This window comes from Gordonia effusa NBRC 100432 (genome assembly GCF_000241305.1).
In the GTDB taxonomy this organism is placed as follows: domain Bacteria; phylum Actinomycetota; class Actinomycetes; order Mycobacteriales; family Mycobacteriaceae; genus Gordonia; species Gordonia effusa.
The window spans coordinates 1-25,341 of the sequence record NZ_BAEH01000065.1; the positions used below are offsets into that span (position 1 = coordinate 1).

The 25,341-nt window shown below is 62.5% G+C and carries 19 protein-coding genes and 1 pseudogene; 6 read left to right on the plus strand and 14 right to left on the minus strand.

The features are described 5' to 3' along the window. The 3 genes from bioD to GOEFS_RS11820 all read right to left on the minus strand — a co-directional run. A partial coding sequence (gene bioD / locus GOEFS_RS11810) for a dethiobiotin synthase (RefSeq protein ID WP_007318143.1) occupies nucleotides 1-545 on the minus strand: 545 nt, incomplete at its 3' end. Then, a complete protein-coding gene (locus GOEFS_RS11815) occupies nucleotides 542-1,723 on the minus strand; it encodes an 8-amino-7-oxononanoate synthase (protein WP_050949884.1) in 1,182 nt (393 codons plus the stop codon). The genes bioD and GOEFS_RS11815, both read right to left, overlap by 4 nt. Next, a complete protein-coding gene (locus GOEFS_RS11820; protein WP_007318145.1) occupies nucleotides 1,720-3,042 on the minus strand; it encodes an adenosylmethionine--8-amino-7-oxononanoate transaminase in 1,323 nt (440 codons plus the stop codon). The genes GOEFS_RS11815 and GOEFS_RS11820 overlap by 4 nt, the downstream gene beginning before the upstream one ends. Before the next feature lie 84 nt (nucleotides 3,043-3,126). Here GOEFS_RS11820 and GOEFS_RS11825 point away from each other — a divergent pair, with 84 nt between their 5' ends. The 4 genes from GOEFS_RS11825 to treY all read left to right on the plus strand — a co-directional run bounded on the left by GOEFS_RS11825 (nucleotide 3,127) and on the right by treY (nucleotide 10,685). Then, nucleotides 3,127-3,708: a TetR family transcriptional regulator gene (locus tag GOEFS_RS11825; RefSeq protein ID WP_007318146.1), complete on the plus strand. Its 582-nt coding sequence runs from the start codon at nucleotides 3,127-3,129 to the stop codon at nucleotides 3,706-3,708. Nucleotides 3,709-3,829: 121 nt separating this feature from the next. Next, complete coding sequence (locus GOEFS_RS11830; RefSeq protein ID WP_007318147.1) at nucleotides 3,830-5,995, plus strand: acyltransferase family protein; 2,166 nt, start codon at nucleotides 3,830-3,832, stop codon at nucleotides 5,993-5,995. 99 nt (nucleotides 5,996-6,094) lie between these two features. After that, the gene (gene glgX, locus GOEFS_RS11835; protein WP_007318148.1) at nucleotides 6,095-8,302 is read left to right on the plus strand and encodes a glycogen debranching protein GlgX; all 2,208 of its coding nucleotides are present in this window, start codon (nucleotides 6,095-6,097) and stop codon (nucleotides 8,300-8,302) included. Next, nucleotides 8,289-10,685, plus strand: a complete 2,397-nt coding sequence (gene treY, locus GOEFS_RS11840; protein ID WP_007318149.1) for a malto-oligosyltrehalose synthase — start codon at nucleotides 8,289-8,291, stop codon at nucleotides 10,683-10,685. The genes glgX and treY overlap by 14 nt, the downstream gene beginning before the upstream one ends. Nucleotides 10,686-10,693: 8 nt before the next feature. Here the strand turns inward: treY and GOEFS_RS11845 are convergent, their stop codons facing one another. The 9 genes from GOEFS_RS11845 to GOEFS_RS11885 are packed head-to-tail and all read right to left on the minus strand — an operon-like array spanning nucleotide 10,694 to nucleotide 20,145. Further along, nucleotides 10,694-11,641, minus strand: a complete 948-nt coding sequence (locus GOEFS_RS11845; protein ID WP_007318150.1) for a hypothetical protein — start codon at nucleotides 11,639-11,641, stop codon at nucleotides 10,694-10,696. A gap of 52 nt (nucleotides 11,642-11,693) precedes the next feature. Next, complete coding sequence (locus tag GOEFS_RS11850; protein WP_007318151.1) at nucleotides 11,694-12,848, minus strand: MlaD family protein; 1,155 nt, start codon at nucleotides 12,846-12,848, stop codon at nucleotides 11,694-11,696. Then, a complete protein-coding gene (locus GOEFS_RS11855; RefSeq protein ID WP_007318152.1) occupies nucleotides 12,845-13,993 on the minus strand; it encodes an MlaD family protein in 1,149 nt (382 codons plus the stop codon). The genes GOEFS_RS11850 and GOEFS_RS11855 overlap by 4 nt, the downstream gene beginning before the upstream one ends. After that, on the minus strand, nucleotides 13,990-15,093 hold the full coding sequence (locus tag GOEFS_RS11860; RefSeq protein WP_007318153.1) for an MCE family protein: 1,104 nt from the start codon (nucleotides 15,091-15,093) through the stop codon (nucleotides 13,990-13,992). Before GOEFS_RS11860 ends, GOEFS_RS11855 begins: the two co-directional genes overlap by 4 nt. After that, nucleotides 15,087-16,076, minus strand: coding sequence for an MCE family protein (locus GOEFS_RS11865; RefSeq protein WP_007318154.1), 990 nt, complete (start codon nucleotides 16,074-16,076; stop codon nucleotides 15,087-15,089). Before GOEFS_RS11865 ends, GOEFS_RS11860 begins: the two co-directional genes overlap by 7 nt. Beyond that, nucleotides 16,073-17,107 (minus strand): MlaD family protein, encoded by a 1,035-nt coding sequence (locus GOEFS_RS11870; protein ID WP_007318155.1) that lies wholly within the window; start codon nucleotides 17,105-17,107, stop codon nucleotides 16,073-16,075. Before GOEFS_RS11870 ends, GOEFS_RS11865 begins: the two co-directional genes overlap by 4 nt. Next, nucleotides 17,104-18,408 carry an MCE family protein gene (locus GOEFS_RS11875; protein WP_007318156.1) on the minus strand — a complete coding sequence of 435 codons (1,305 nt, stop codon included), beginning with the start codon at nucleotides 18,406-18,408 and terminating at the stop codon, nucleotides 17,104-17,106. Before GOEFS_RS11875 ends, GOEFS_RS11870 begins: the two co-directional genes overlap by 4 nt. Nucleotides 18,409-18,417: 9 nt before the next feature. Then, nucleotides 18,418-19,284 (minus strand): MlaE family ABC transporter permease, encoded by an 867-nt coding sequence (locus tag GOEFS_RS11880; protein WP_007318157.1) that lies wholly within the window; start codon nucleotides 19,282-19,284, stop codon nucleotides 18,418-18,420. A gap of 3 nt (nucleotides 19,285-19,287) precedes the next feature. Next, the gene (locus GOEFS_RS11885; RefSeq protein WP_007318158.1) at nucleotides 19,288-20,145 is read right to left on the minus strand and encodes an MlaE family ABC transporter permease; all 858 of its coding nucleotides are present in this window, start codon (nucleotides 20,143-20,145) and stop codon (nucleotides 19,288-19,290) included. Between the two features lie 205 nt (nucleotides 20,146-20,350). On the opposite strand from GOEFS_RS11885, the gene treZ reads away from it, so the two are divergent. Beyond that, complete coding sequence (treZ, locus tag GOEFS_RS11890) at nucleotides 20,351-22,210, plus strand: malto-oligosyltrehalose trehalohydrolase (protein ID WP_007318159.1); 1,860 nt, start codon at nucleotides 20,351-20,353, stop codon at nucleotides 22,208-22,210. Here treZ and GOEFS_RS11895 read toward each other — a convergent pair. Next, nucleotides 22,199-23,044, minus strand: coding sequence for a helix-turn-helix transcriptional regulator (locus GOEFS_RS11895; RefSeq protein ID WP_007318160.1), 846 nt, complete (start codon nucleotides 23,042-23,044; stop codon nucleotides 22,199-22,201). The two genes, treZ and GOEFS_RS11895, sit on opposite strands and share 12 nt — an antisense overlap. 102 nt (nucleotides 23,045-23,146) lie before the next feature. Here GOEFS_RS11895 and GOEFS_RS11900 point away from each other — a divergent pair, with 102 nt between their 5' ends. Next, a complete protein-coding gene (locus GOEFS_RS11900; protein ID WP_007318161.1) occupies nucleotides 23,147-24,814 on the plus strand; it encodes an AMP-binding protein in 1,668 nt (555 codons plus the stop codon). A 34-nt stretch (nucleotides 24,815-24,848) separates the two neighbouring features. Here GOEFS_RS11900 and GOEFS_RS11905 read toward each other — a convergent pair. Continuing rightward, nucleotides 24,849-25,341: pseudogene (locus GOEFS_RS11905) on the minus strand (pyridoxal-phosphate dependent enzyme); the annotation flags it as partial.

Here is a 25,341-nt window from a genome sequence, read left to right on the forward strand (position 1 = left end):
GCCAAATCTGGTGTGTCCGGCCATGATCCGATGATCAGGCCGGCGGGTGTGAGACCGCGAGCACGGATCGCCTCGACGGTCAGCTCGGCATGGTTGAGCGTGCCCAAACCGGGGTCGACAACAATCAACACGGGCGCATCGTGATCGGCGGCAACGTCGAGCACGGTGTAACTGGGAGCGAGGCGGACCAGCGCGCCGCCCGCACCTTCGACGAGGACGACGTCGTGATCGGTGGCAAGATGTCCGATCGCTGAATTTACCTCCGTGCGAACGAGATACGGTGCGTTGGCCAACCGCGCTGCCGTCTCCGGGGCAAGCGGGTCGGGATAACGCGCACATTCGGCGGTCGTCAGCGCGCCGACCAGCCTGGTCACGTCGGCGAGGTCGCCGGGCTCCCCCGGCGCGATGCCGGTCTGCGCGGGTTTGCAGACCGCGACATCGGAGCCCTCGGCGGCGAACGCGGCAGCCAACGCGGCGGTCACGATGGTCTTTCCGACATCGGTTGACGTTCCGGAGATGACGAAAACGCGATCGGTTGTACTCATGACGACATCACCTGCGCACGAATACGATTCACGACCTCCGCCACCCGGTCGATGGTCTGCTCATCCAGATCGGCGCGAGCGGTGAGCCGCAGGCGCGATGTCCCCGCCGGCACCGACGGCGGCCGGAAGCAACCCACGAGAACACCCTCGGCACGACAGCCGGCCGCGATCGCCACCGCACGGTGCGGGTCGCCGATGATCAACGACACCACCGCCGCTGCGGGCTCGTCACCACCACAGCGCGCGGCTAGTCGCGCGGCGTTGGCCCGCAGTCGTTGCGGCAGATCAGGATTCGCGCGGAGGACGTCGAGGGCGGCATGTGCTGCCCCCACCCCCGCCGGATTGAGTCCGGTGTCGAAGATGAACGGCCGGGCGCGATCGATCAAATGGTCGCGAACCAGCGTCGATCCCAGCACCAGACCACCTTGAGCACCAAGGGATTTGGACATCACGGTCGTGACGATCAGGCCGGGCGCACCGGACAGACCCAACTCGGCGACCAGGCCGCGCCCGCCGGGGCCGCGTACGCCGACGGCATGCGCCTCGTCGACGAGCAGCGCCGCACCGGCAGCGCTCGCGGCCGCATACAATTCGGCGACGGGTGCCGGCTCACCGTCGATGCTGTACACCGAATCGGTGACTACGAGGGCGCGGCGAAAGGTAGTGGTGCGCAACGCTTGAGCCACGGCATCGACGTCACCTCGATCGACAACCACGACCTGCGCCCTGGATAACCGGCATCCGTCGATCAGCGAGGCGTGGGTTCCGGTATCACTTACGATGAGATCGTCCCGCCCGACCAACGCGGTGATCGCCCCGACGTTGGCAAGATAGCCAGACGAAAAGCACAGTGCCGCAGGCCAACCCAAGAACTCGGCGATATCGTGCTCGAATTCGTCGTGGCAGGCGGTCGTGCCGACGACGAGCCGTGATGCCGTGGAACCCGCCCCGAAATCCGCCAACGCGCGTTGCGCGCCAGCGATGACGTCGGGATGCCCGGACAGACCGAGGTAGTCGTTCGACGCCAGATTGATAGTGTCCGAATCAGCCTGGCGGACAAGCAGTTCGCGGTGCAGGCCGGCGTCGGCGCGTGCCACCGCGTCGTCGGCGAGCCAACCAAGCGGGTCCACAGTCGCCGGTGCCTGCACGTGTGTAGAGACGGGTACCGCGGTACTCATGCACTGACCTCCTGTGCCCCCGGCGCCGATATCCCCACTCCCGGTGCAGCGGATTCCGTTGTCACCGCTCGCACCACGGCGGCAACACCGGCGCAGATAACCGCGATATCGTCGTCGGTACAAACGAACGGCGGCATGACGTAGACCAAATCTCGGAAGGGACGTACCCATACCCCGGCGGCCACGGCTGCCCGCGTCGCGGCCACCACGTCGACGGGGGTATCGAGTTGGACTACGCCGATGGCGCCGAGTACCCGGACATCGAGGACGCCGCCACGAGCGCGCAGAGGTTCGAGACCTTCGCGCAGGCCAGCCGAGATCTCGGTGACACGCTTTCGCCACGGCGATTGCAGTAATAGCTCAACCGAGGCGACCGCGATCGCGCACGCCAGCGGATTACCCATGAATGTCGGGCCGTGCATGAGGCCCCCGGCCTCACCTTCACTGATGACCCGCGCCACCTTGTCGGTGCACAGGGTGGCGGCCAGGGTCACGTATCCGCCGGTGAGGGCTTTGCCCACGCAGAGAATGTCGGGCGTGATACCTACGTGGTCGGCCGCGAACAGTTCGCCCGTCCGCCCAAACCCGGTGGCAATCTCATCGAAGATAAGCAGCACACCGTGCTCATCACAGATCCGGCGCAGTTCGATCAGGTAGCGCGGGTCGTGGAACCGCATTCCGCCCGCGCCCTGAACGATCGGCTCAACGATCACCGCTGCCAGCTCATGCCGGTGAGCGGCGAGGGCCGCATCGAGTTCGGCGACATAGGCCACGTCGAAGTCGGCTGGCGGCGGCGATACAAAGAATTGCTGTGCCAGGACATCGGTCCACAGCGAGTGCATGCCACCGTCGGGATCACAGACACTCATCGGCGCGAAGGTGTCGCCGTGGTAGCCGCCGCGCCAGGTCAGTAGTTTTGTCCGGCGCGGATCGATACCGCGCTGGTACTGCAGCGCCATCTTGATGGCGACCTCGACCGATACCGACCCCGAATCGCAGAAGAAGACTTTGTTGAGACCGGCCGGGGTGATCTCGACGAGCAGTTCGGCGAGACGCGCGGCCGGTTCGTGGGTGAGCCCGCCGAACATGACGTGGCTCATCTTGCCGAGTTGCTCGGTGGCCGCGGCGTCGAGTGCCGGATGCCGATAGCCATGGATGGCGGCCCACCACGAACTCATACCGTCGATCAGTTCGCTGCCGTCGTCGAGGGTGAGCCGGACGCCGCTCGCCTCCCGCACCACTAGGGGCGCGGAGCTCGCCGGCATCGCTCCGTACGGGTGCCAAATGTGGGCAGCGTCCACGGATGCGATGTCGGTCATCGAAAATCACATCCTGTCGCCGTAGTCATCTCCATCACCTGTACGCCGTACAGGTCCTGTACACCGTACAGGTACACTCTTTTCGTGGCCAACTCCCGCCGCGACGTCCTCGACGCCGCCCGCGCTCTCTTGCAGCGCACCAGCCTCGGCGACCTCTCCATGCGCCGGCTCGCGACCGAACTCGGTGTGCGCCCCAACGCCCTCTACTGGCACTTTCCCAACAAGCAGACCCTGCTCGCCGCACTTGGCGACGACATCCTCGCGTCCATCGCGGCGCCCGACACGTCGTCGGCCTGGGATGAGCGACTCACCGAACTGGCTGTCGCGCTACGCAATCGGCTGTTGTCGGTAACCGACAGCGCCGAACTGGTGTCATCGAGCTGGGCCAGCGGGTTGTCGGAGATGGCCATCGCCGACGTCGTGTGGGCCGCGGCGTCGTCGGGCGGGTTGTCCGACGCCGACGCGCACGCCGTCACGACCGCGATCTGCCAGCTCACCATCGGACTCACCATCGAAGAGCAGACCCGCATCCAGATGGAACGCCTCGGGGTCGCCGAGCCGTCCGGCCGCGATTTCACCGGTGAGTTCGACGCCGCGTTACGCGTCGTCGTCGACGGTGCCCGACATCGCGCGGCGATCGGAACGTCGGCGGTTTCGGTGACGTAGCCGATTTTCGACGGCGGCGGCAAGGGCGGGGGAATCGGTTTTTGCCAGGTGTTCAAGGTAGATTGGCGAACCGATCGACACACTCGACTTCGACCGACACCCGCAGAGGAGATTGCCCGTTTTGGCTGCCCCGACCCAGACCAAACCGGCGGAAGCGACGTCGGTCCAGACTAGTTACCGGACAGATCTGGACGGATTGCGCGGAGTCGCGATCATGTTGGTCGCGTGTTTCCACATCTGGTTCGGTCGGGTGTCCGGCGGCGTCGACGTCTTCCTGACCCTGTCCGGCTATTTCTTCATCGGCTCCCTGCTGCGACATACGATCTCGAGCCAATCGACTGTTATCTCCTTCGGGCACACGGTCAATCCGTGGCCACGCCTCAAACGCCTCCTGCGCCGCCTGCTCCCCGCGCTGTTCACCGTGCTTATCGCGGTCTCGATAGCGACCGTGTTGTTCATGCCGCAGACCCGCTGGGTGAATATCGGGCGCGAAGTGATCGCGAGCGGGCTCTATTACCAAAACTGGCATCTGGCCCTTAATTCGCAGGACTATCTCGCTGCGAGTTCCGCGAATAGCCCGCTCCAACACATCTGGTCGATGTCGGTACAGGGGCAGTTCTTCGTCGCCACCCTGCTGCTCGCGCTGGGATTCGCCGGAGTAATCAAACTCGTCGCACTACGCTGGCCTGTCGTCGGCGACCGCAAAGTCGTCACCGCGCTGGTCGCCGCAGGTGCACTCGGTTTGGCGGCGATCTCCTTCTACTGGGCGCATATGCGGATGGGCGTCAATCAGCAGTGGAATTACTACGACACCTTCTCGCGTACCTGGGAGCCGCTGGCCGGCGGTTTACTGGCTATCTGGATGCCCCGATGGCGCGCACCCCTCTGGTTGCGCAATGTCGTCGGTGCCATCGCGCTGGCCATGATCGTCTCGTCGGGCTGGCTGATCGTCGGGGTCGAGCAGTACCCCGGGCCGCTCGCGCTCGTGCCGGTCGGTGCCACGCTGATGTTGATTTGGTCGGGTACGCGCGTCGACGATCGCCTCGGTGGAGAAACCCCGCAAGCCGACGTCAACCGGCTACTCGCGACCAAACAGGCGGTATGGCTCGGTACCATCGCCTACTCCCTCTACCTGATCCACTGGCCGCTACTGATCTTCTATCTCCACTGGCGAGACAAGGACCACGCGAACTTTTTCGAGGGCACCGCACTGCTCATCGTGTCGACGACGCTCGCGTGGCTCGTCAAGAGGTATATCGAGGACCCGCTACGCGGCGGCGGACGCTCGAAACTGGTAGCACGGCATGCGCAACCGCGACTGATGTCCTATACCGCGCTGGTGACGACCATTCTGGTGATCGCCTCGTTGGGTACCGGCGTCGCCATCAAACTGTGGGAGCGTCACGTGTCGACCATTGTCGTGGACACCAAGGCGCTAGATCCCGCGCTCTACCCGGGCGGACGCGCTTTGCTCGATAGGACACTCAAAGTACCCAACGTCGACCCACAGCCCTCCCCATTGGAAGTGGTCAGGGACTTTCCGGAGACGTCGACCGACGGATTTATGAGCAACTTCACCGACGGCGGTATCCACATCGGTGTGTACGGCGACCCCAAAGCCACCAAAACCATTGCGCTAGCGGGCGGTTCGCATGCGGAAATGTGGATCACCGCGCTCGACGCACTCGGCAAACGCAATCATTTCAAGGTCACCACCTATCTCAAGATGGGCTGCCCGCTATCGACCGAGCTCGTCCCCAAGCAGGCCGGGGTGCCCTATCCGCAATGCCACGAGTGGGTGGAGCGGGTGATGAACCGAGTAATCGCCGACAAACCCGATGCGGTGTTCACCAACTCCACCCGTCCCCGAGACGCCGGCGGCGGCGACTGGACGCCGGATACCTACCTGCCCATCTTCGACCGCTTCACCAAAGCGGGTATCGACGTCCTCGGCATTCGCGACACCCCCTGGCCGAGCAACGCCAAGGGCACTATCGACACTCCCGCGTGCCTCGCTGGCGGCGGCAATGCCGAGACCTGCGGTAGCAACCGCCGAACCCACCTGAACAAGGTAAATCCGGCGATCGCCGCCGGCCTGGGCCGTCCTCGGCTGCACGCGCTGGACTTATCCAATGGCGTCTGCACCGAGGACTTCTGCCCTGCGATCGCCGGCAACATCATCGTTTACAAGGACAACCACCACCTGAGTGCGACCTATGTCCGCAGTCTCACCGACGAACTCGGAAGACAGATGGCCGAAGTGCTGCCGTGGACCGGCGGGAAATAGCGAGTCGACACCAGCGTGAACACGTGTCGACCGCCACAGAATCTGTGACTGGCCCCACCGCACCCGACAGTTGTCGGCGCCGACGATTAATGTCGTCATATGCACAATTCGGCGAACGTCTCCCCTAGCGATTCGGTGGCCGACAACGGAATACAACGCTGGCCCGGAGCCGCCTACCCGCTGGGCGCCAGCTACGACGGCGCGGGGACGAACTTCTCACTGTTCTCCGAGGTCGCCACCAGGGTTGAGCTGTGTCTCATCGCCGACGACGGCACCGAGAGCCGCATCAAACTTGGCGAGGTCGACGGATACTGCTGGCACGCCTATCTCCCGGGTATCGAACCGGGTCAGAAATACGGTTACCGCGTATACGGTCCGTTCGATCCGGCCGCCGGACACCGGTGCGATCCGTCCAAATTATTGCTCGATCCCTATGGCAAGGCATTTCACGGCACCTTCGACACCGGCGACTCGAGTCTGTTCTCCACCGCTCCGGAGTTAGCCGAGACCGGTACCGCCGACGATCTCATCGGTGCGGACTCGGCCGCGCACACTATGTTGTCGGTGGTCATCAATCCGTATTTCGACTGGCAGAACGACCGATCACCACGTCGGCCCTACCACGAGACCATCATCTACGAAGCGCATGTCAAAGGGATGACCGCGGCACATCCCGATATTCCCGAAGAACTGCGCGGCACCTACGCCGGACTCGCCCACCCGGTGATCATCGACCATCTCAAATCGCTCGGCATTACCGCGATCGAGTTGATGCCGGTTCATCAGTTCCTGCAGGACTTCGTACTACTCGACCAAGGATTGCGAAACTACTGGGGCTACAACACATTCGGCTATCTCGCCCCGCATGACGAGTACACGTCGCGGCGCGATCAGCCAAGCTCGGCGGTCACCGAGTTCAAGGCGATGGTGCGCGCATTCCATGCCGAAGACATCGAAGTGATTCTCGACGTGGTGTACAACCACACGGCCGAAGGTAACCATCTCGGCCCGACGATCAGCTTTCGCGGCATCGACAACGCGGCGTATTACCGTCTGGCAGAAGATAATCCGGCCCTGTACACCGACTACACCGGCACGGGGAACAGCCTCAATGGGCGGCATCCGCATACCTTGCAACTCATCATGGACTCGCTGCGTTACTGGGTCACCGAGATGCACGTCGACGGCTTCCGGTTCGATCTAGCCTCGACGCTCGCCCGCGAACTACACGACGTGGATCGGCTATCGGCGTTTTTCGACCTCGTGCAACAAGACCCAATCGTCAGCCAGGTCAAGCTGATTGCCGAGCCGTGGGACGTCGGCGAAGGCGGTTATCAGGTCGGCAATTTCCCGTCGCTGTGGACCGAATGGAACGGTAAATACCGCGACACCGTCCGCGACTACTGGCGCGGTGAGCCGGCCACGCTCGGCGAGTTCGCATCACGGCTCACCGGGTCGTCCGATCTGTACGCTTCAACGGGCCGACGCCCACTGGCATCGATCAACTTCGTCACCGCGCATGACGGCTTCACTCTCGCAGACCTGGTGTCCTACAACGAGAAACACAACGAGGCCAACGGCGAGGACAATCGCGACGGCGAGAGTCACAACCGGTCCTGGAACTGCGGCGTCGAAGGCCCAACCGATGACGCCGACATCCGTGCGCTGCGTGCCCGTCAGCAGCGCAACATCCTGACCACGCTGTTGCTGTCGCAAGGCACCCCGATGATCGCCCACGGCGACGAGCTTGGCCGAACCCAGTCGGGTAACAACAATGTCTACTGTCAGGACTCACCGCTGGCCTGGATGGATTGGTCACTGGCACAAGATAATTCCGATCTCCTGGAGTTCACCCGGCGAGTCATCTCGTTACGCACCGAACATCCGGTCTTCCGGCGCCGACGGTTCTTCAAAGGCCGTCCCATTCGGTGGGGTGAACAAAACCTCGACATCGCCTGGCTCACCCCGACCGGCGGCGAAATGACTGCGGCGGACTGGGATTCGGGTTTCGGCAAGTCGCTCGCGGTCTTTCTCAACGGTGAGGGTATCGCCGAACCCGACCTGCGCGGCGAGAAGATTGTCGACGACACCTTCCTGATTTGTTTCAACGCGCACGACGGGGCAATCGATTTCACGATGCCGTCGGCTCGCTACGGCGATAAATGGATCGGTGTGCTCGACACCTCCGACGCCACCGGAGCCAGTACTGTAGCGGTGGATGCCGGTGGGCAACTGCCGGTCGGAGCGCGCAGTGTCGTCGTGCTGTGCAGGCAAGAGAGGACAGCGCAGAGTGATGGTCGCGGGTGACACACCGACGTCGGGTAACCGCCAGGTGACCCCGGTAGCGACCTATCGGATACAACTCACGCCAGACTTCGGATTCGCCGACGTCATCACGATTCTGCCGCGCCTCGCCGATCTCGGCATCTCACACCTTTACCTATCTCCGATAGCGACCGCGATGGCCGGCTCACAGCACGGCTACGACTGGGTCCCAACGGCATCGCCCGAATCCAACGGGTCGGCCGTGGCCGGTGTCGCCGACTCCCTCGGCGGCATCGACGGGCTGCGCGCACTGAGCAAAGCGGCTCGTAAACGGCGGATGGGCATCATCGTCGACATCGTGCCCAATCACATGGGTATCGCCGACGCAGCGCAGAATCCGTGGTGGGCCGACGTGCTGCGCCACGGCCGCGACTCGGCATATGCCGAGTATTTCGACCTCGACTTCTCCCCCCTGAATGGGGCCCAGGGCAAGATCGCGCTTCCGGTACTGGCGTCGGATGGCGATTTGTCGCCACTGCGCCTCGATGACGCGGGCAATCTCGTCTATCACGACAAGGTGTTCCCCACCGCCCCGGGAACCGCCGACGACACCGATCCGACGAGTGTGCATGGCGCACAACACTATCGGCTCGTACCGCATGATAGCGGGCTCATCGGATACCGACGTTTCTTCGCGGTGAACGAACTCGCCGGATTACGTCAGGAGGACCCGGAGGTCTACTACGCAACCCACCAGTGGGTGATCGACCTATATAACGAGGGTCTGATCGACGGTGTGCGGGTCGATCATCCCGACGGCCTGGCCAATCCGATCGAATACCTCCACCAACTGCGATCCGATCTCGGGCCGGCGGCACTGATCTTCGTGGAGAAGGTGCTGGCCCCTACCGAAGAACTCGATTCGTGGCTGCCGGTCGACGGCACCACCGGCTACGACCAATTGCGCATCATCGATGCCGTGTTCGTTTCCGAAGCCGGACTTGTGGAGCTGACCGAGCAACACGAAATGTTCACCGGACAGACCGGGGATGCGCAATGGCTGCACGACACCGGCATCGCGCTCAAGAAACACACTCTCGCACAGACTTTCCGCGCCGAACACGCACGACTGGTCCGTGCCATCCGCGCTGCCGGGCCCGACCTCGGATTAGCCGCCGGGCCAGTCTTCGAAGCAACCGGTGAACTAATCTCGACCTCGCTGTTCTACCGCGAGGACTACCCGGGGTTACTGCCGTACTACGCCAGTAACCTCGCATCGCTCGCGACCATCCGGCCCGACCTGGCCACCGCGATCACGGTGATCGCCGACGCCACCGCATCACCTGGCGAGCCGACCGGGCGGCTGGCCCAGACTACCGGCGCGGTGACGGCGAAGAGCGTTGAAGACTGCCTCTTCTACCGCACGGCGAGACTGGTGTCGTCCCAGGAAGTCGGCTGCGACCCCGGCCACGCGACGCTGACATTGGCCGAATTCCACGAACTCAACGCGCGACGCCTTCGCACCTGGCCAATGTCGATGTCGACATCGAGCACACATGACACCAAACGTGGCGAGGATGTCCGCGCACGCATCCGGATGCTGTCGCAGATTCCGCAACGGTGGATGGGCACCGTCATCGATATCTACCGACGGCACGCACCGCCGGATCCGTTGACCGCGTTGTTCTTGTTGCAGAACATCTTTGGCATCTGGCCTGACGACGGGCAACCATCCCCGCAGTGGTTCCTCCGGATTCACGCCTACGCCATCAAAGCGATGCGCGAAGCCGGCCTACACACCTCGTGGACTAGCGTAAACGCGGATTTCGAAGATGCGATGTCGACCTGGATCAACGACGCCACCACCGGCGAATCCGCAGACGCACTCACCGCACTCACCAGCGAAGTCGATGCGCACTGGCACGCGGAAGCGTTGGCACACAAGGCGATTACCTTGCTGGCACCCGGCATACCCGATATCTATCAAGGCACCCAGTGGTGGGAAGACTCGCTCGTCGACCCCGACAATCGCCGACCGGTCGACTACACGCAGTCGGCGAAACACCCAAAGTCTGTTCTGATCACCACCGCGTTGAGGCTGCGCGCGGCGCATCCCGACGCCTTCGGCACCGATTCGAGCTATATTCCACTGTTCGCCGAAGGCCCCGGTGGCGACCGGATCATCGCCTTCGGCCGTGGCACCGCGGGCTCATTCCTGCCCGACGTCGTCTTGGTCACCGCACGCTTCACTCACAGCTTCGGCGATGAGGTGCGCTCGGCGACGAGCCTCGTTCTGCCCGAAGGTGATTGGGTGGATGCGGCATCGCGATCCAGGTTCTCGGGGGCTCCGACAATCGGCGACCTGCTGAGCGCGGGACCGGTGGCACTCTTGGTCCGCAACCAGGCGCGGTCGCGGCGAAGGTAGGACCGCGCTCAGCCCGCTGGTGTTGTTGCGGGCGGGGCCGGGGCAGGTGTCGTCGCCGGCGCCGTCGGGCTCGCGCCGGGCAGCGACTGGTTGGGATCGATCTGACCGTTCCGGCTGCCCGGTGGGCCGTCGAATTTCGACACCAGCCACTTCCCGTCGACCTTGCTCAAATCCAACCGAAAGACCATCAAATTGGACGCACCCGACGGCAATTGCGCGCTGGTGCCGGTCACTTCGGCCATGACCAACGTTTTCGCCGAGTCCGTGTTGAACGACTCAACCGACGAGACCAAAATCTTCGACGAAACCTTCAGCTTCAGATCCGCGACGCTCTTCTCGGTGTCGACACGCTCCTTCTCCAACCGGGTCCGCAAGTCACCGGTAGACAGTGGACCGAGAATCTCCTTATAACCGCCGGCCTTGTCGGCATTGGAGGTACTCACCAGCGCGGTGACGAATTTATCCGACGCCGCCTTTGCTTCGTCGAACGCCGACAGTTGCCGACTCGCGTCTCCGGACTCGCGAACCTTATCCACCGCCAGCCAGATGCCGACACCGAGCAGAGCGATTAGCGCAACCGCCACCACGCCGACACCGATCTTCTTGAGCAGCGACGTGGAAATGGTCAGCGATATGCTGTCCGACTTGGACTCGGTCTGCGTCGCCGACTTCGGTTGCGCCGCAGGCTGTTTCGCCTCGGGAGCCGCCGCAACGCTAGCCGTGGCCGTCTTGCCGGCTTTACCCGCCTTACCGCTCGGTTTAGCTAGCGCATCGGATTTCGCAGTCTTGACGGTCTTAGCTGGCACAGCTTCCGACTCGGCAGCATCGGAATCTAGGGCATCGGAACCAGCAGCATCCGGCTCGACGAGATCGGATTTGCTGAACCCGTCGCCAGAATCCGGCTCGTCCACATCCGTGTTCTCGAGGTCAGCGTCGTCGGGGGTATTACTCGGCATCGGTACTTTCAGTTTCGGTCGGGCAGATCACGCGCACCAAAGGTGCCTGACCTTATTTGTCCAGAGGCACGGTTCGCGCATTGGGGTCATAGTTCGGCGGCGGGCCCGCGGTGTCGTCGCCGGCCGGTCGTGGAGCATTGGCCGACCCACGAATCTGCTGGTTCTTATCCTGTGTCACACAGTACAGATTCACCGGCACGGTTAATTCGAGCACCTTTGTCGGCCGCGTCGGCGTGACGCTGTAGTTGCAGCTGGGCCGCGGATAGAGCGAAGCCAACGCCCACCAAGCTCCGTCGTGGAACATCTTGATCGCCTGCACCGAGCCGTCCCGGATCGACGGCATCAGGTTGGCCAGTGCCGGTGCGCGCAACGCACCCTGCCGAGCGACGTCACGGAACTGTTTGATCAGGTCCGACAGCGGATCGCGCACCTGATTGAGAGATCCGGTCAGGCTCGTCAACTGGTTGGGGCCTCGGCCGAGCAAGGTCCGAATTTCCTTGTCGGAAGCCACAAGTGAGTTGATCACCGACTCAGCTCCCGACGTCAGCGTCGCGAAATCGGGCTGGATACCGGCCGTGGTCTTCAGAATTGTGCCAGTGTTCTGAATCAGCGAGGTGGTCTCGGGGAGCGCGTCGTAGAGATACCGGAAGATCTCGCCACCGGAGTCGAAGAGCGCCTTGAGCTGATTGTCACCTCGATTGACCGCCAAATCTAGCTCGTCAACGATCGACGCGAGTTTGACCGGATCGATCTGATCGACCACGCCGAGCGTCGATTCCAGCATGGACGAGAACGGCACGGTCACCTTCGTCTGGTTGACGTTGATGGTGTCGCCGTCATTGAGATACGGCCCGTCGGCTGTCGGCGGCTGGAAGTCGACATACTGCTCGCCCGCCGCCGACAATCCGCGTGCGGCGACGATCGTATTGCGATTGATCTTGACGTCACTCTCGACCCGCACTCGCACATCGACGGTCGTCGGCGTGGTTTGAATCGAGGCCACCTCGCCGATCCGCGCACCGCGCAGCGTCACATCCGAAGTGCCTTGCAGGCCACCGGAATTCGGAAAATGAATGGTCAGCGAATAGTTGCTGGTGAACGGCTGCCAACGCAAGCTGCCAAAGCCCAAATAGGCGAAGCCCAACAGCATGACCACGATCAGACCAAGGTTGCCGACCATGATCTTGTGTTTACGCACCCAAGTCATCCGCAGCACCCTTTCGTTCCGCTCAACCGCGCAAGAATGCGAGTGAGGGTCTGCTGTAGGCTCTGTGAACCCGCATCGATATCCTGCAACTCAGGCAGCCGGCTCGCCTGGTCGAATCCGACGCCGGGGGTGAGCCAATACAGCTTGGCCGATACCGCGGCGCCACTACCCGCCGTGGTCTTCTTCCACTTCGGATACAACTTCGCCAGGTTGTCCGAGATCGGGCCAAGGACGGTGGCTGCTTCCTTCAATCCGGCAAACGCGGTCGACAAATTGTCGAGCAGATCGATGGTGTCCTGCTTGCTGCTGTTCAGGAAGTCATTGGTCGCGCCGGTCACCTTGTTCGTCTTGTCCAGGGTGGTCAGGATCGTCGACATCTGGCCGTTGATGACGTCTATCGCCGCCGGCAGTTTCGCGATGGCCGCCACCATCTGTGCCCGACCGTTGGTGAGCTGTTGGGTGAGCACCCGAGTATTGGCCATCGCCCGATCGACCTCACCGGCGTTGGCGTTGAACCGGGTGATCGCAGTCGTGAAACCCTTTATGGCACCGGACAATTCGGTGGTGTCGCCGGACACCGCGTTGGATAATTCCACCAGAACGGTCTGCAGCGAACTCAACGATCCGCCGTCAACCACCGCCGCCGCCGAGACGAGTAGATCCTCGACGGTCGCCGCCGCGGTCCTCGGTCCATCGAGTGTTCCGCCATCGCCGATATTCGACGTCGACGCGCCCTTGGGAATCAACAACGCGACGAACACATCGCCGAGCGGAGTTGCCTGCCGCAGTTCCGCCCCGGTCCCCTTCGGCAACTGAACCGACTTGGATACGTCCATGCGTACTTGAGCTTTGTAGTCCTTGGCAGTGATCTCCGAGACCTGCCCCACGTCACTGCCGTTGAGTTTAACCTTGGCTCGCGTCGGCAGATTCAACGCGTTGTCGAATACCGCGTTCACCGAGAACGAGTCACCGATACCCCCGGGTGCGGGCAGTGGAATATCCTCGACGGTCAGACTCGGCAACATGCTGCAACCCGACATGGTCAGCGCGAGACCGGTCAAACACGTCGCATACAGTCCCGCCCGCCGCCGCTGCTGGCCGGACCTGCGCGAGATGCGGCGCTTGCCGCTTGCGTTGGCGCTCATTTGCTTAACTCCAGCAACGCCGAGAACACCCCGAGGTCGGGACCGAAATCCTTCAATTGACCGGTACGACAGCCGTCTTTCTGGAGATTGATGGCTTCACAGAATCGCGACAGCATCTCGTTATCGAGCAACGATTTATCTAGTAACACTTGTGCTCGCCACGCACCCTGTTCAGCGGAGATCGAATTGCTCAGGTTCTGGAACAGCAGCGGCGCCAGGTCGATCGTTTCGACCACCTGGCGTGAGTAATCACTGAGATTCGACGCCAATGCCGCCAGCCGTGACGTACCGGAGTTGAGCGTCCCGACGTTCGCCGACAGGAATTCGGTTGTGTTCGTGAGGGTCTGGTTGAGATTGGCCAGCGTCGACAGCAATCCCGGTGACTGTTCGCGCAGCATGGCGGTGACGTTGGTGATGGTGTCGGAGAAGTTCTTCATCTTGGGGTAGCCGGCCACCAACTTTGTGGTCAGATCATTCACCGACTTGATGATGTTCACCAGGCTGTCGCCGTTATCCTTGCCGATAGCCCCCGCCTTGGCGAGCTGATCGATCGCTTTGCGTAGCCGAACGCCATTGTCTTTCGTCACGCCGTACTGGATATCGAGCAGGTCGGCGACTGGCCCGTCACCAGGCTTGTCACCGCCGAGCGCGACCACCAACTTGTCGATCGAATCGAGCAGCTCACCGATTTCGACGGGCTCCTTCGCGTTCTTGATAACAGCGCCGTCTTCGAGGGTCGGGCCCGACGAATACGCCGGTGACAACTCGATATGGCGGGTCGTGACAATCGAAGTGTTGACGATTGCCGCAGTGGCGTCGGCCGGAATTTTGATGTCCTTGTCGACTGTGAAGGTCACCTTCACCCGATTACCTTGTGGCTCAACAGAAGTCACCTGACCGACCGGCATGCCGAGGACCGCGACGTCGTTGCTGTTGTAGAGACCGGACACGCTCTGGAAGTACGCGGTGATCTCATTGGCCTGGCCAAGCGAGGCCTTCCAGCTCTCCGGCACGATCGAGCATCCGGACAGACCGATCACGGCGAGCAGCGACATCGCGCCGAGCGCGACCGACTTCTTCATACGACTCATCGTCAGCATCCGTCCACCACCCGGGCCGTGCAGAGCCAGTTGTCGGGGAACAAGCCCCAGGGCAGATAGCCATTCGCGTACGGACCGTCGCCAATCGAGTTCGCGGTGACGCGGGCGGTCACCGGCAGAATCTCCAGCAGCTTGCGGAGGTTGGCGCGATTCTTCTCCAGGCCGGCGGAAATGGTGTTGATATTGGCCAGAATCGGGGCGAACTGGTTGCTATTCTCCGAGGCCACCGCCCTGGCTTGGGTAGCGAGGGCAGCGATACCGTCGAGCAGCCGGGTCACCAGCGCCTCGCGCGCAACGATCTTGCCAGCCAACTGCTGGCCCTGACCGACGATCACGGCGAGCTGATATTGACGGTCGTCGACCACATCGGTGATGGTCTTAGTGTCTTTGACCAACTGATTGATCTCGTCGCGGCGATTGGTGATGATCTTCGACATCTCGGTGAGACCGTCGAGGGTCGAGGTCATTACCGCGGGGACACCGGCCAACTGACTGTTGAGTGTGCGCAAGCCCGTTGCGAATTCGTCGGACTTGATGCCGGCGATGATCGGCGTGCCCTGTTCGATCGTCTTTTGCAGGTCGTAGGGCACCGAGGTGCGCGGTATCCGCTCGCCGTCGAGTTCACGATCAGAGTCGCCGAGCGAGATGTCCACGTAGCGCTGACCAAGCAACGTCGACAGTTTGATCTCCGCCGACCCGGTGGCGGTGACCTTGACGTCGTTGCTGACTTCCATCGTGATCTTGACGTGGTCGCCTTCGAGCGATGTCGCGGTCACCTTCCCCTGGTCGATGCCCGCGACCCGAACTTTGTCGCCGGGGCGGATGCCGCCGGCCTGTTCGAAGTCGCCGTAGAGCGTGTGTTTTCCGATGCCCAGCGACGAGAATCCGACCACCCCGACGAGTAGCAGAATGATCACCACGGTGCCGATCAAGCCGTACCAGACGCGGCGATTTCCGTCGAAACTCTTCCTAAGCCTGCTCATCGGCACACCACCGAATGACTTGTGCCGCCGATCTTGTTGAATAATCCGGGCGGCAACAGCACGTTGCCAATCGAGATGTCGAGGTCGCAGACGTAAATGCTCAAGTAGGTTCCCTGTCCGAGCACGAAGGGGAAATGTCCGAGGAATTGCGGCAAGACGCGCGCGGTGTTGTCGAGTTTCGCCCCCGAGGAAATCAACGTGGCAGTCGCCTTACGCGCATCTCCACCGATATTGCGCAGCGAGGTGCGTGATGAGCCAAGGACGTCGGCGAAACCCGCCGCCGTTTGCCCAATCTGACTGACCGATTTTCCAAATGCCGCCGAATTGGTGTTCAGACTCTCGATGATGGTGGACGTGCTGGTCACCAGGGTGCCGATCTGGTTGCCCTGGGTAGCGAGGTCACGCATGACGGCGCTGAGGTTGTCGATAATCGCGCCGAGCACCACATCACGATTCGCCATGTCGTTGGCGAGTTTGCCGACCTGCGTCACGCTGTAGGTCAACGAGACCGAATTGCCTTGGAATGCCTGAATCAGCCCTTCGGACAACGCATTTATCTGTTCGGGTTCCAACGTGTCGAAGACCGGCTGGAATCCGGCCAGCAGTTTGGTGACGTCGAATGAGTCCTCGGAAGGCTGTTGCAGCCGCGACCCGGCCGACAACGGATTCGACGGCTGTCCCGGCGCCAGGGAGAGCGCCACGTAGCGCTGGCCGATCAGATTCTGGTAACGGATGGCGGCCGCGGTACTCGTATAGACCGGTTGATCGTCGCGGACCTCGAAGCTGACTAGTGCCTTGCCGTCTTCCAATGTGATCTCGTCAACTCGGCCGACCCGAACACCGGCCATCCGGACGTCGTCTCCGACAGCCAGTCCGGATGCGTCGTGAAACAGCGTCGAAAAACTCCGTGTCGATCCGGACACCGACCGCTCCAGCGTCGACCAGATGGTGTAGGTGAGCAGGAGGGCGACCACGGCGAAGATAGCGAAGCCGATCCCCGCCTTACGAATCTTGGCACGCTCGGCGCTCATCGGCCTCCTCCCGGTTTTTGCTTGGCCTTGACCGACTGGACGAGCGGCCCGAGCATCAATGTCTCAGCGGCAGTTGGCTTACGACCCAACGCCGCTTGCAGGGTTTTATTGTCATTCGTCGTGGTTACCGCACCGACCGTGCGTCGCTGGATACCGTCGGAGGGATAGATCTGTAGTGGACCCGAACTTGTCGGTCCGGTTCCGGTGCCCGGCCCCACGCAGCCGGGACCGCGCAACTGACCATAGGGCCCGCCGTCGTATACCGGGCAGTTCTGCCGGGTGTAGCGCATATAGGCGCCGAAACTGATGCCAAGGTTGAGTTGTGCGTGGCCATTGGTTCCGGTGAATACGGTGAGTACCTTAGCGGCCAATCGGTTCAACGCCACGAGGGCATCCGGCAACGAATTCGGTTCGTACACAGCCGAACCCACTGTCAGGTTGAGATCGTGGACCAGCCGCTTGCCGGCATCGCCGTTCCGAGCGAACAGCGCTTGGGTTTCGTCGAGGGTGCCCTGGGCGGCAGCCAGTAGGGCAGTCAGATCGGCCTGTTTCTCGGCAACCGTCATCGCGGGAATCACACTGCGCCCCAACGCATTCAGTAATGTCGGCGTCGATTGACTCAGTCCGCGAACGGTATTGTTGAAGTTCCCGAAGCCCGATGGCGCACCGTCGGGGAACTGGTTGTTGATTTCCTCGAAGTAGGTATTGAGCACACCCGAGAACGTCTTGAAGGTTGTGCCACCACCACGTAACGCGTCGGCCAGGGTGCCGAGCACTCGGGCAAGCTTTTCCGGCGGAACCGCCCGGAACAGATCACGCAACTGGTTCTGCGCATCCTGCAGTGCCAGTGTCTCTTTGGTCTGGTCGGCCGGGACGACGGCACCATCGGCGAGCCGCGACGATTGTGGCGTCTGCGGCGGAATCAATTCGACCGAGTTCACGCCGAAAAGATTGCTGGGCACGGTTCGCGCGGTGACATTACTCGGAATCCCAGCCGCTTGATCCGGATCCAGTTCGATGCGGACATTTTTGAGCTTGACGCCGTCGGCAGTGGTTTGATCACTCGTCGACAGCGACTTCACCGCGCCGACGATCAGCCCGTTATAGCGCACGTCGGCGTCGGAGATCAGTCCGTCGCCGACGTCGTTGAGTTCGGCGGTCACCTTGGTTACCGAGGAGAAGGTGCCTTGATACCGCATCACGAGCAGCACGCCCACCAGCGCCAGCACGATGAGAAACGCCAGCCCACGGACCACATACTGCGTCATGGACGGGTTACGGCCCGTTGTGTCGATATTCACGCGCGGCCCCTAACCCGAAATCCTGATACCCGGCGAGGTGCCCCAAAACACCAGCGTCATAATCAGATTTGCGAACACGATGACGATAATCGCCAGCCTGATCGCGTGGCCCGCGGCGATACCAACACCTTCGGGACCGCCGGCCGCGAAGAAGCCGTAGTAGCACTGGATAAATGTCGTCAGCAACACGAAGACGATCACCTTGATGAACGAGAACAGCATGTCGCTCGACGCCATGAAGCTGTAGAAGTAGTGCAAATAGGTGCCGGAACCCTGGCCACTTTGCACCTGGTACATCAGTTGGCAGGCAATGTAATTGGCCGCCAGCGAGATGGAATAGAGCGGCACGATCGCGAGGACGGCTGCGGCCATTCGGGTCGTCACCAGATACGGCATCGGCCGGATCGCAATCGACTCGAGGGCGTCGATCTCTTCGTTGATCCGCATCGAACCCAGTTGTGCCGTAAATCTACAGCCCGATTGCGCGGTAAACGCCGTCGCCGCGAGCAGCGGGGCGATCTCGCGGGTTGTCGCGAATGCCGAGAGACCACCGGTCACCGGACCCATACCCAGCAGATTGAGCGCGGTATACCCCTCGATCCCGACGGTAGCGCCGCCCATGATGCCCAGGATGATCATCACGCCGACGGTGCCGCCGCCGACGACGATCGCACCGTTACCCCACGCGACGTCGGAGAGCAGGCGCCACACTTCCTTGCGGTAGTGGGTGAAGGTCAGTGGCACCGCGCCGAGCGACCTGCCGAGGAAGGTGACCTGATGTCCCATGCGCGCCAGCCCGTCGCGCGGTACGAGCGCGACATCCTTGGCCATCTCGACCGGCTTGAGCGCAGGCGGGGTATATCTCGAAGCCGACATGTCCTAGACCACCTTCGCCGGGACCACGAGTGCGAACACTTGGGTGAGAATGACGTTCACGGTAAAGAGCAGCAGAACCGAATTCACCACAGCCGCGTTCACCGAGTTGGCGACACCCGCCGGACCACCCTTGGTGGTCAACCCTCGGTCGCAGGCGACCACCGCCACGATGGCACCGAATATCACGGCCTTGGTTATGGCGAAGATGAGGTCGGACGTTCCGGCAAAGGACGCAAATGTGCCCGTGTAGCTACCCGGCGTACCTCCTTGGAAGTACACGTTGAACACGTATCCGGTAATAAAGCCAACGAAACAGACGAAGCCGCACAGTAAGAAGCTGACGACCATAGTCGCGAGCAGACGGGGCGAAATCTCACGCTGGATTGGGTCGACGCCCATCACCCGCATCGCGTCGATTTCCTCGCGAATGGTCCGCGAACCAAGGTCGGCCGCGATCGCTGATCCGACGGCGCCGGCGAGTAGCAACGAGGTGACCAGAGGGGCGCCCTGCCGAATGACGCCGAGGCCGGTCGCGGCGCCGGAGAATGAGGTAGCGCCGATCTGGCCGGCGATGTTCGATACCTGGATCGACACGATCACGCCGATGGGGATGGCCACCAGCAAGGTCGGGAACACCGAGGTGCTGGCCATGAAGGCGCACTGCCGAATGAATTCCCGATAGGGAAAGCGACGTTTGACGATGTCGACAACCAAGACTTTGAAAACTTCGACGAACATCCCCAGTTGGCGTCCGAATGTGTCGAAGGACGCGACAACATGGTCGTCGAACCACTTACGGACCGCGCTGCGCGATGTAACTCGCGGCGCGGCCGGCGTTTGTGTCGCGGCGTCTGTGGTCAATCCCTACCTCGCAGTTTCGAACCTGTGTACCGCAGCCAAGCTCCCGGGAACCGGGGATTTGTGATCGCACAGTAATATACATCGCCCAATGGTGAGATTGTGGCTTGGGTCACTCGTGTCGTCGGATCGCACGATAGACCCGCGCCGTCTACCGTTAGTAGATGCCCGGACATGGGAAAACAATAATTGGGACAGTTGATCCACGGTGCTGAAACGCAGTTCCGCTTCTGACGGGTTTCGCGCTCCCCGTAATCTCACCGAGTTGCGCCTGTGGGCGCCTGATGCGACGGCGATCACTTTACATGCCCACTCCGGTGCTGGCTCACTGACGGTCGAAACCGTGCCATTGGTCCATGTCGACGACGCTCCGGGCTGGTGGCAGCCAGCCGAATCCGACATTCCGGAACGGTTTCGAACGCAGATGCCGGCCCGCTACGGCTTTTGCCTCGACGGCGACTCCACGCCGCTGCCCGATCCCCGCGCCACCGGTCTGCCCGACGGTGTCCATAAACCCGGCTCCGCCTATACGACCCCGGCCGACGCCTGGTGCCGCGATGGCTACGATGACGCGACGTGGCCGGGCCGAGCGGTTACCGACGCCGTGCTCTACGAATTGCATATCGGCACCTTCAGCGCCGAGGGCACCTTTGCCGGCGCCATCAACCATCTTGACCATCTCGTCGACCTCGGCGTGAGCATGGTCGAGGTGATGCCCGTCAATTCCTTTCCCGGCGCACACAATTGGGGCTACGACGGCGTCGGCTGGTACGCCGTTGACGAAACATATGGCGGCCCAGCTGGATTCGTCGACTTTGTCCTTGCCTGCCACCGCCGTGGCCTAGCGGTCTGCCTCGACGTGGTCTACAACCACCTCGGGCCGTCGGGCAATTATCTCCCCCGGTTCGGACCGTATCTGTCCAGTGGCCGGAATACCTGGGGCGAATCGGTCAATCTCGACGGTCCGTATTCCGACCCGGTGCGCGAGTACATCATCGACAACGCGCTGCGTTGGTTTGACGAGTTCCACATCGATGCCCTTCGCCTCGACGCGGTGCACGCACTCATCGATCATCGCGCGGTACATCTACTCGAGGAAATGGCCACCCGGACCGCCGAGCTAGAGAACCGACTGGGTCGGCCGCTGTCACTGATCGCCGAATCCGACCTCAACGATCCACGGCTAATCTCACCCACCGGCATCGGCGGCTATGGACTGACGGCACAGTGGAATGACGATATGCATCACGTGGTGCACGCCGCGGTGTCGGGTGAACGGCAGGGCTATTACGCCGATTTCGGCTCACTCGGTGGGCTGGCAAAAGTGTTGTCGCGCGGCTTCTTTCACGATGGCAGTTATTCATCGTTCCGGCATCGTCAGCACGGACGTCCGCTGCCGACCGAGCACATCGCGGCCAGCGCGCTCGTGGCGTTCACCTGCAATCACGATCAGATCGGCAACCGCGCACTCGGCGACCGGCCGTCGAGTTACCTCGACGGCGGGCAACTCGCGATCAAGGCAGCGCTGGTGATGCTGTCGGCATTCACGCCGATGCTGTTCATGGGCGAGGAATGGGCCGCGCGAACACCGTTTCAGTTCTTTACCGCGCATACCGAACCCGAGTTGGGTGCTGCGACGGCTGCCGGCAGGCGGGCCGAATTCGCCGACCATGGCTGGAATTCCGAGGATATCCCCGACCCGCAGGCTCCCTCGACCTTCCTCGACTCGAAACTCGACTGGTCCGAACTCGATCTGCCCGAGCATCGCCGAATGTTCGAGTTCTATCGAGCGTTGTTGACGCTGCGACGAACTCACGCGGAGTTGTCGGCGTCGGGCTTCGACTCGGTACGGGTGTCGCACTCCGACGATCAGACCGGCTGGATTGTGCTGTGGCGCGGCAGTTTTCGAGTCGCCGCAGCATTGCGCGAGCACGCTGTGATTCCCACCGAGGAGCTGGGAGTCGACGACGTTCGCGAGCTGCGTGTCGAATTGGCTTGGGGTCAGCCACAATTCACCGCTGCCGGCGTAGAGCTGCCCGGCCACAGCGTCGTGGTGTTACGGCATTAATCGCAGGCGCCGCGCGGTACGCACGGCTTCGTGTCGGTTGCGCGTGCCAAGTTTGCCAAAGACGTTGCGTAGGTAGCTTTTCACCGACTCCGGGCGCAGTCCCAACCGCCGGGCAATCTCGGCGTTGCCGCAGCCCAACGCCACGTAGGCAAGTACCTCGCTCTCACGTGGCGACAGCCGCACCGAGTTCGATTCGGTCGATGCGTCAGCCGCACCTAAGCGGTTCCCGATGTCGAGCAGCCGCTCTGCGAGTACCGCATCCTGCGTCGACGCCGCCAATTCACGCAGTGCGACAACACTTTCGATGACTCGATCCGCGAGTTCGGGCGAGACCGGCTCAGGAGCGGCATGATCGATCAACGCCAGACGGCGATCCACCTCGTCGCGCACTTCGAACTCACGAGCAAGTCTGCGCGCTGCGCTGCTCAGCAATCCGAGCACCGCATCGCCGACGTCGACCGCACTGCGCAGCCCACCGTAGATGACCGCACGCGCTCGTCCGTCGACAACGGCCGGCGCGGCCAGCAGTGTCACGATCCCCTCGCTGGCGACTTCGACATCGTATTCATGGGTGATGATCCCCGACCCCGCGTAGTCGACGACGGCGCCCGGACGTCGCTCAGCGACGGCGCGCCCGCCCAGTCCGCAGCGCGCTGGGACTACCAATCCACGTAGCTGCGCACCCCGGGTGCCGATGAACCCCGACAGTGTGAGCCGATCGTCGACGACGAGACCGCCGAACAGTACCGGCAGACCCGTCAGACGTCCCGCTTCACGCAGCTCGCCGCGCACCGCGTCGACGTCGTTCGGCCGCATCAGGTCGGATTCGATCATTCGTGCCTCACCCGGCCACCCCCGCGTGGGGGTGGACCGGTCTTCCTGTGGTCAATATCGTGAACTGCCGACATCATAACGACGATCACACCGGAGTAGACCATGACCGACGCGACGGCCAACTCGTCGATTGCCAATCCATTCGCGACGCACTCCGTCGGCATGGCCAATCGTTCGGAACTGACGCCATTGCGCTTCTTGGAGCGTTCGGCCGAAGTTTTCGGCGACAAGACCGCGATCGTCTACGGGCGCCGGGAGTACACCTACGCCGAATTCGCCGACGAGGCCGCACGTCTTGCTACGGTTCTCGCCGCCGACATTGCCCCGGGCGATCGGATCGCCGTCCTCGCGCCGAATATCCCCGAAATGCTCATCGCGCATTTCGCCGTGCCACTGGCCCGCGGCGTCCTGGTAGCACTGAACTCCCGGCTCGCCGGTCCCGAGCTCGCCTACATCCTCAACCATGCGGAGGTGACAACGCTGCTGTTCGACGCCGAATTCGGGGACACCGTCGCGCAAATCGTCGATCACGTTCCATCTCTGGCCACCACGGTCGAAATCATCGATGACCAGTTCGGCTCCGACCGCACCGCACCGACCGTCCCCGGTGTCGTCGGCTACGACGAATTCCTCACTCGCGCAGACGATTTAGACTCCACTAGGCTGCCATGGACCGTTGATGACGAGAATCAGATCATCGCGATCAACTACACGTCGGGCACCACCGGAAAACCCAAGGGCGTCATGTATACCCATCGCGGCGCGTATCTGAACTCGTTTGGGGAGACCTTTCACAATCAGTTCACCGGCTCGACTAGGTACCTGTGGACCCTGCCGATGTTCCACTGCAATGGTTGGTGCACGCCCTGGGCCGTCACCCACGCGGCGGGCACTCATGTGTGCCTGCGCGCCGTACGCGCCGATGCCGTGTGGGATGCCATCGATCACCTGGGTGTCACGCATCTGTGCGGCGCTCCGACGGTGTGCACGACAATTGTCGGTGCCGACCAAGCACATGCATTGGATCGGCCACTGCATATCACCACTGCGGGCGCACCACCGTCGCCGACGGTGATCGGCAAACTCGAGGCGATTGGCGTAACGGTGGTGCACGTCTACGGGCTCACCGAGGTCTACGGTCCGTACACCATCTGCGAATATCAGTCAGCGTGGGATGAGTTGCCGCCCGACGATCGCGCCGCGAGACTGTCCCGACAGGGTGTCGGGATGGTGCAGGCCGAGTCGGCACGTGTCGTCGAACGCGACAGGATTCCGCTGGTCGACGTCGCGGCCGACGGGACCGCGATGGGTGAGATCGTGTTGCGCGGCAACAACGTGATGGCCGGTTATTTCAAGAATCCCGACGCCACCGCAGAAGCATTTGCCGGCGGCTGGTTTCATACCGGCGACCTGGGCGTCATGCACCCCGACGGTTACATTCAGCTACGCGACCGGGCCAAGGACATCATCATCTCTGGCGGCGAGAATATTTCCACCGTCGAGGTGGAACAGGCCCTGGTCAGCCACGACCAAGTTGTCGACGTCGCTGTCGTCGGCGTCCCCGATGACAAGTGGGGCGAACGCCCGCGCGCATATGTGCAGTTGGGTGCGGGTGCGTCGCTGGCCGCCGACGATCTCATCGCGCACGCGCGCAAACTACTCGCCGGGTACAAGGTCCCCCGCGACATTGTCTTCGTCGGCGAACTGCCGCGGACGTCCACCGGCAAGGTGCTCAAATTCGAGTTACGTCAGCGAGCCGCCGAGAACTAGGGCATGGCTCAACGAATCGGGTGCCGATCGCGGGTCAGGTCAGGAACTCGTATTCCGGCGTGCCCGGGTGCAGTTGCTCGCAGTCCAGTCGCGAGTGCTCCATCCGCGCCATCAGCGGGCCGAGCCCATCGGGTGAGCCGAGTTCGATGCCGACCAGCGCCGCTCCCGTTTCGCGGTTGTTGCGTTTGACGTACTCGAAGAGCGTGATGTCGTCGTCCGGGCCGAGGACATCGTCGAGGAAGCGGCGCAGCGCCCCGGGCTCCTGCGGGAAATTCACCAGGAAATAGTGCTTCAGTCCGCGGTGGACCAGGGAACGCTCGATGATTTCGCCATAGCGCGACACGTCGTTGTTGCCGCCCGACACCAGGCAGACGACCGTGGCATCGGAGTCCAAACCCATTGCCGCTAAATCTAATTCGGCAAGGCCGGCGGTGGTCAAGGCGCCCGCCGGTTCGGCGATGATGCCTTCGTTCTGATACAGCTCGAGCATCGCCGAGCAGATCGCGCCTTCGTCGACATGCGTGATG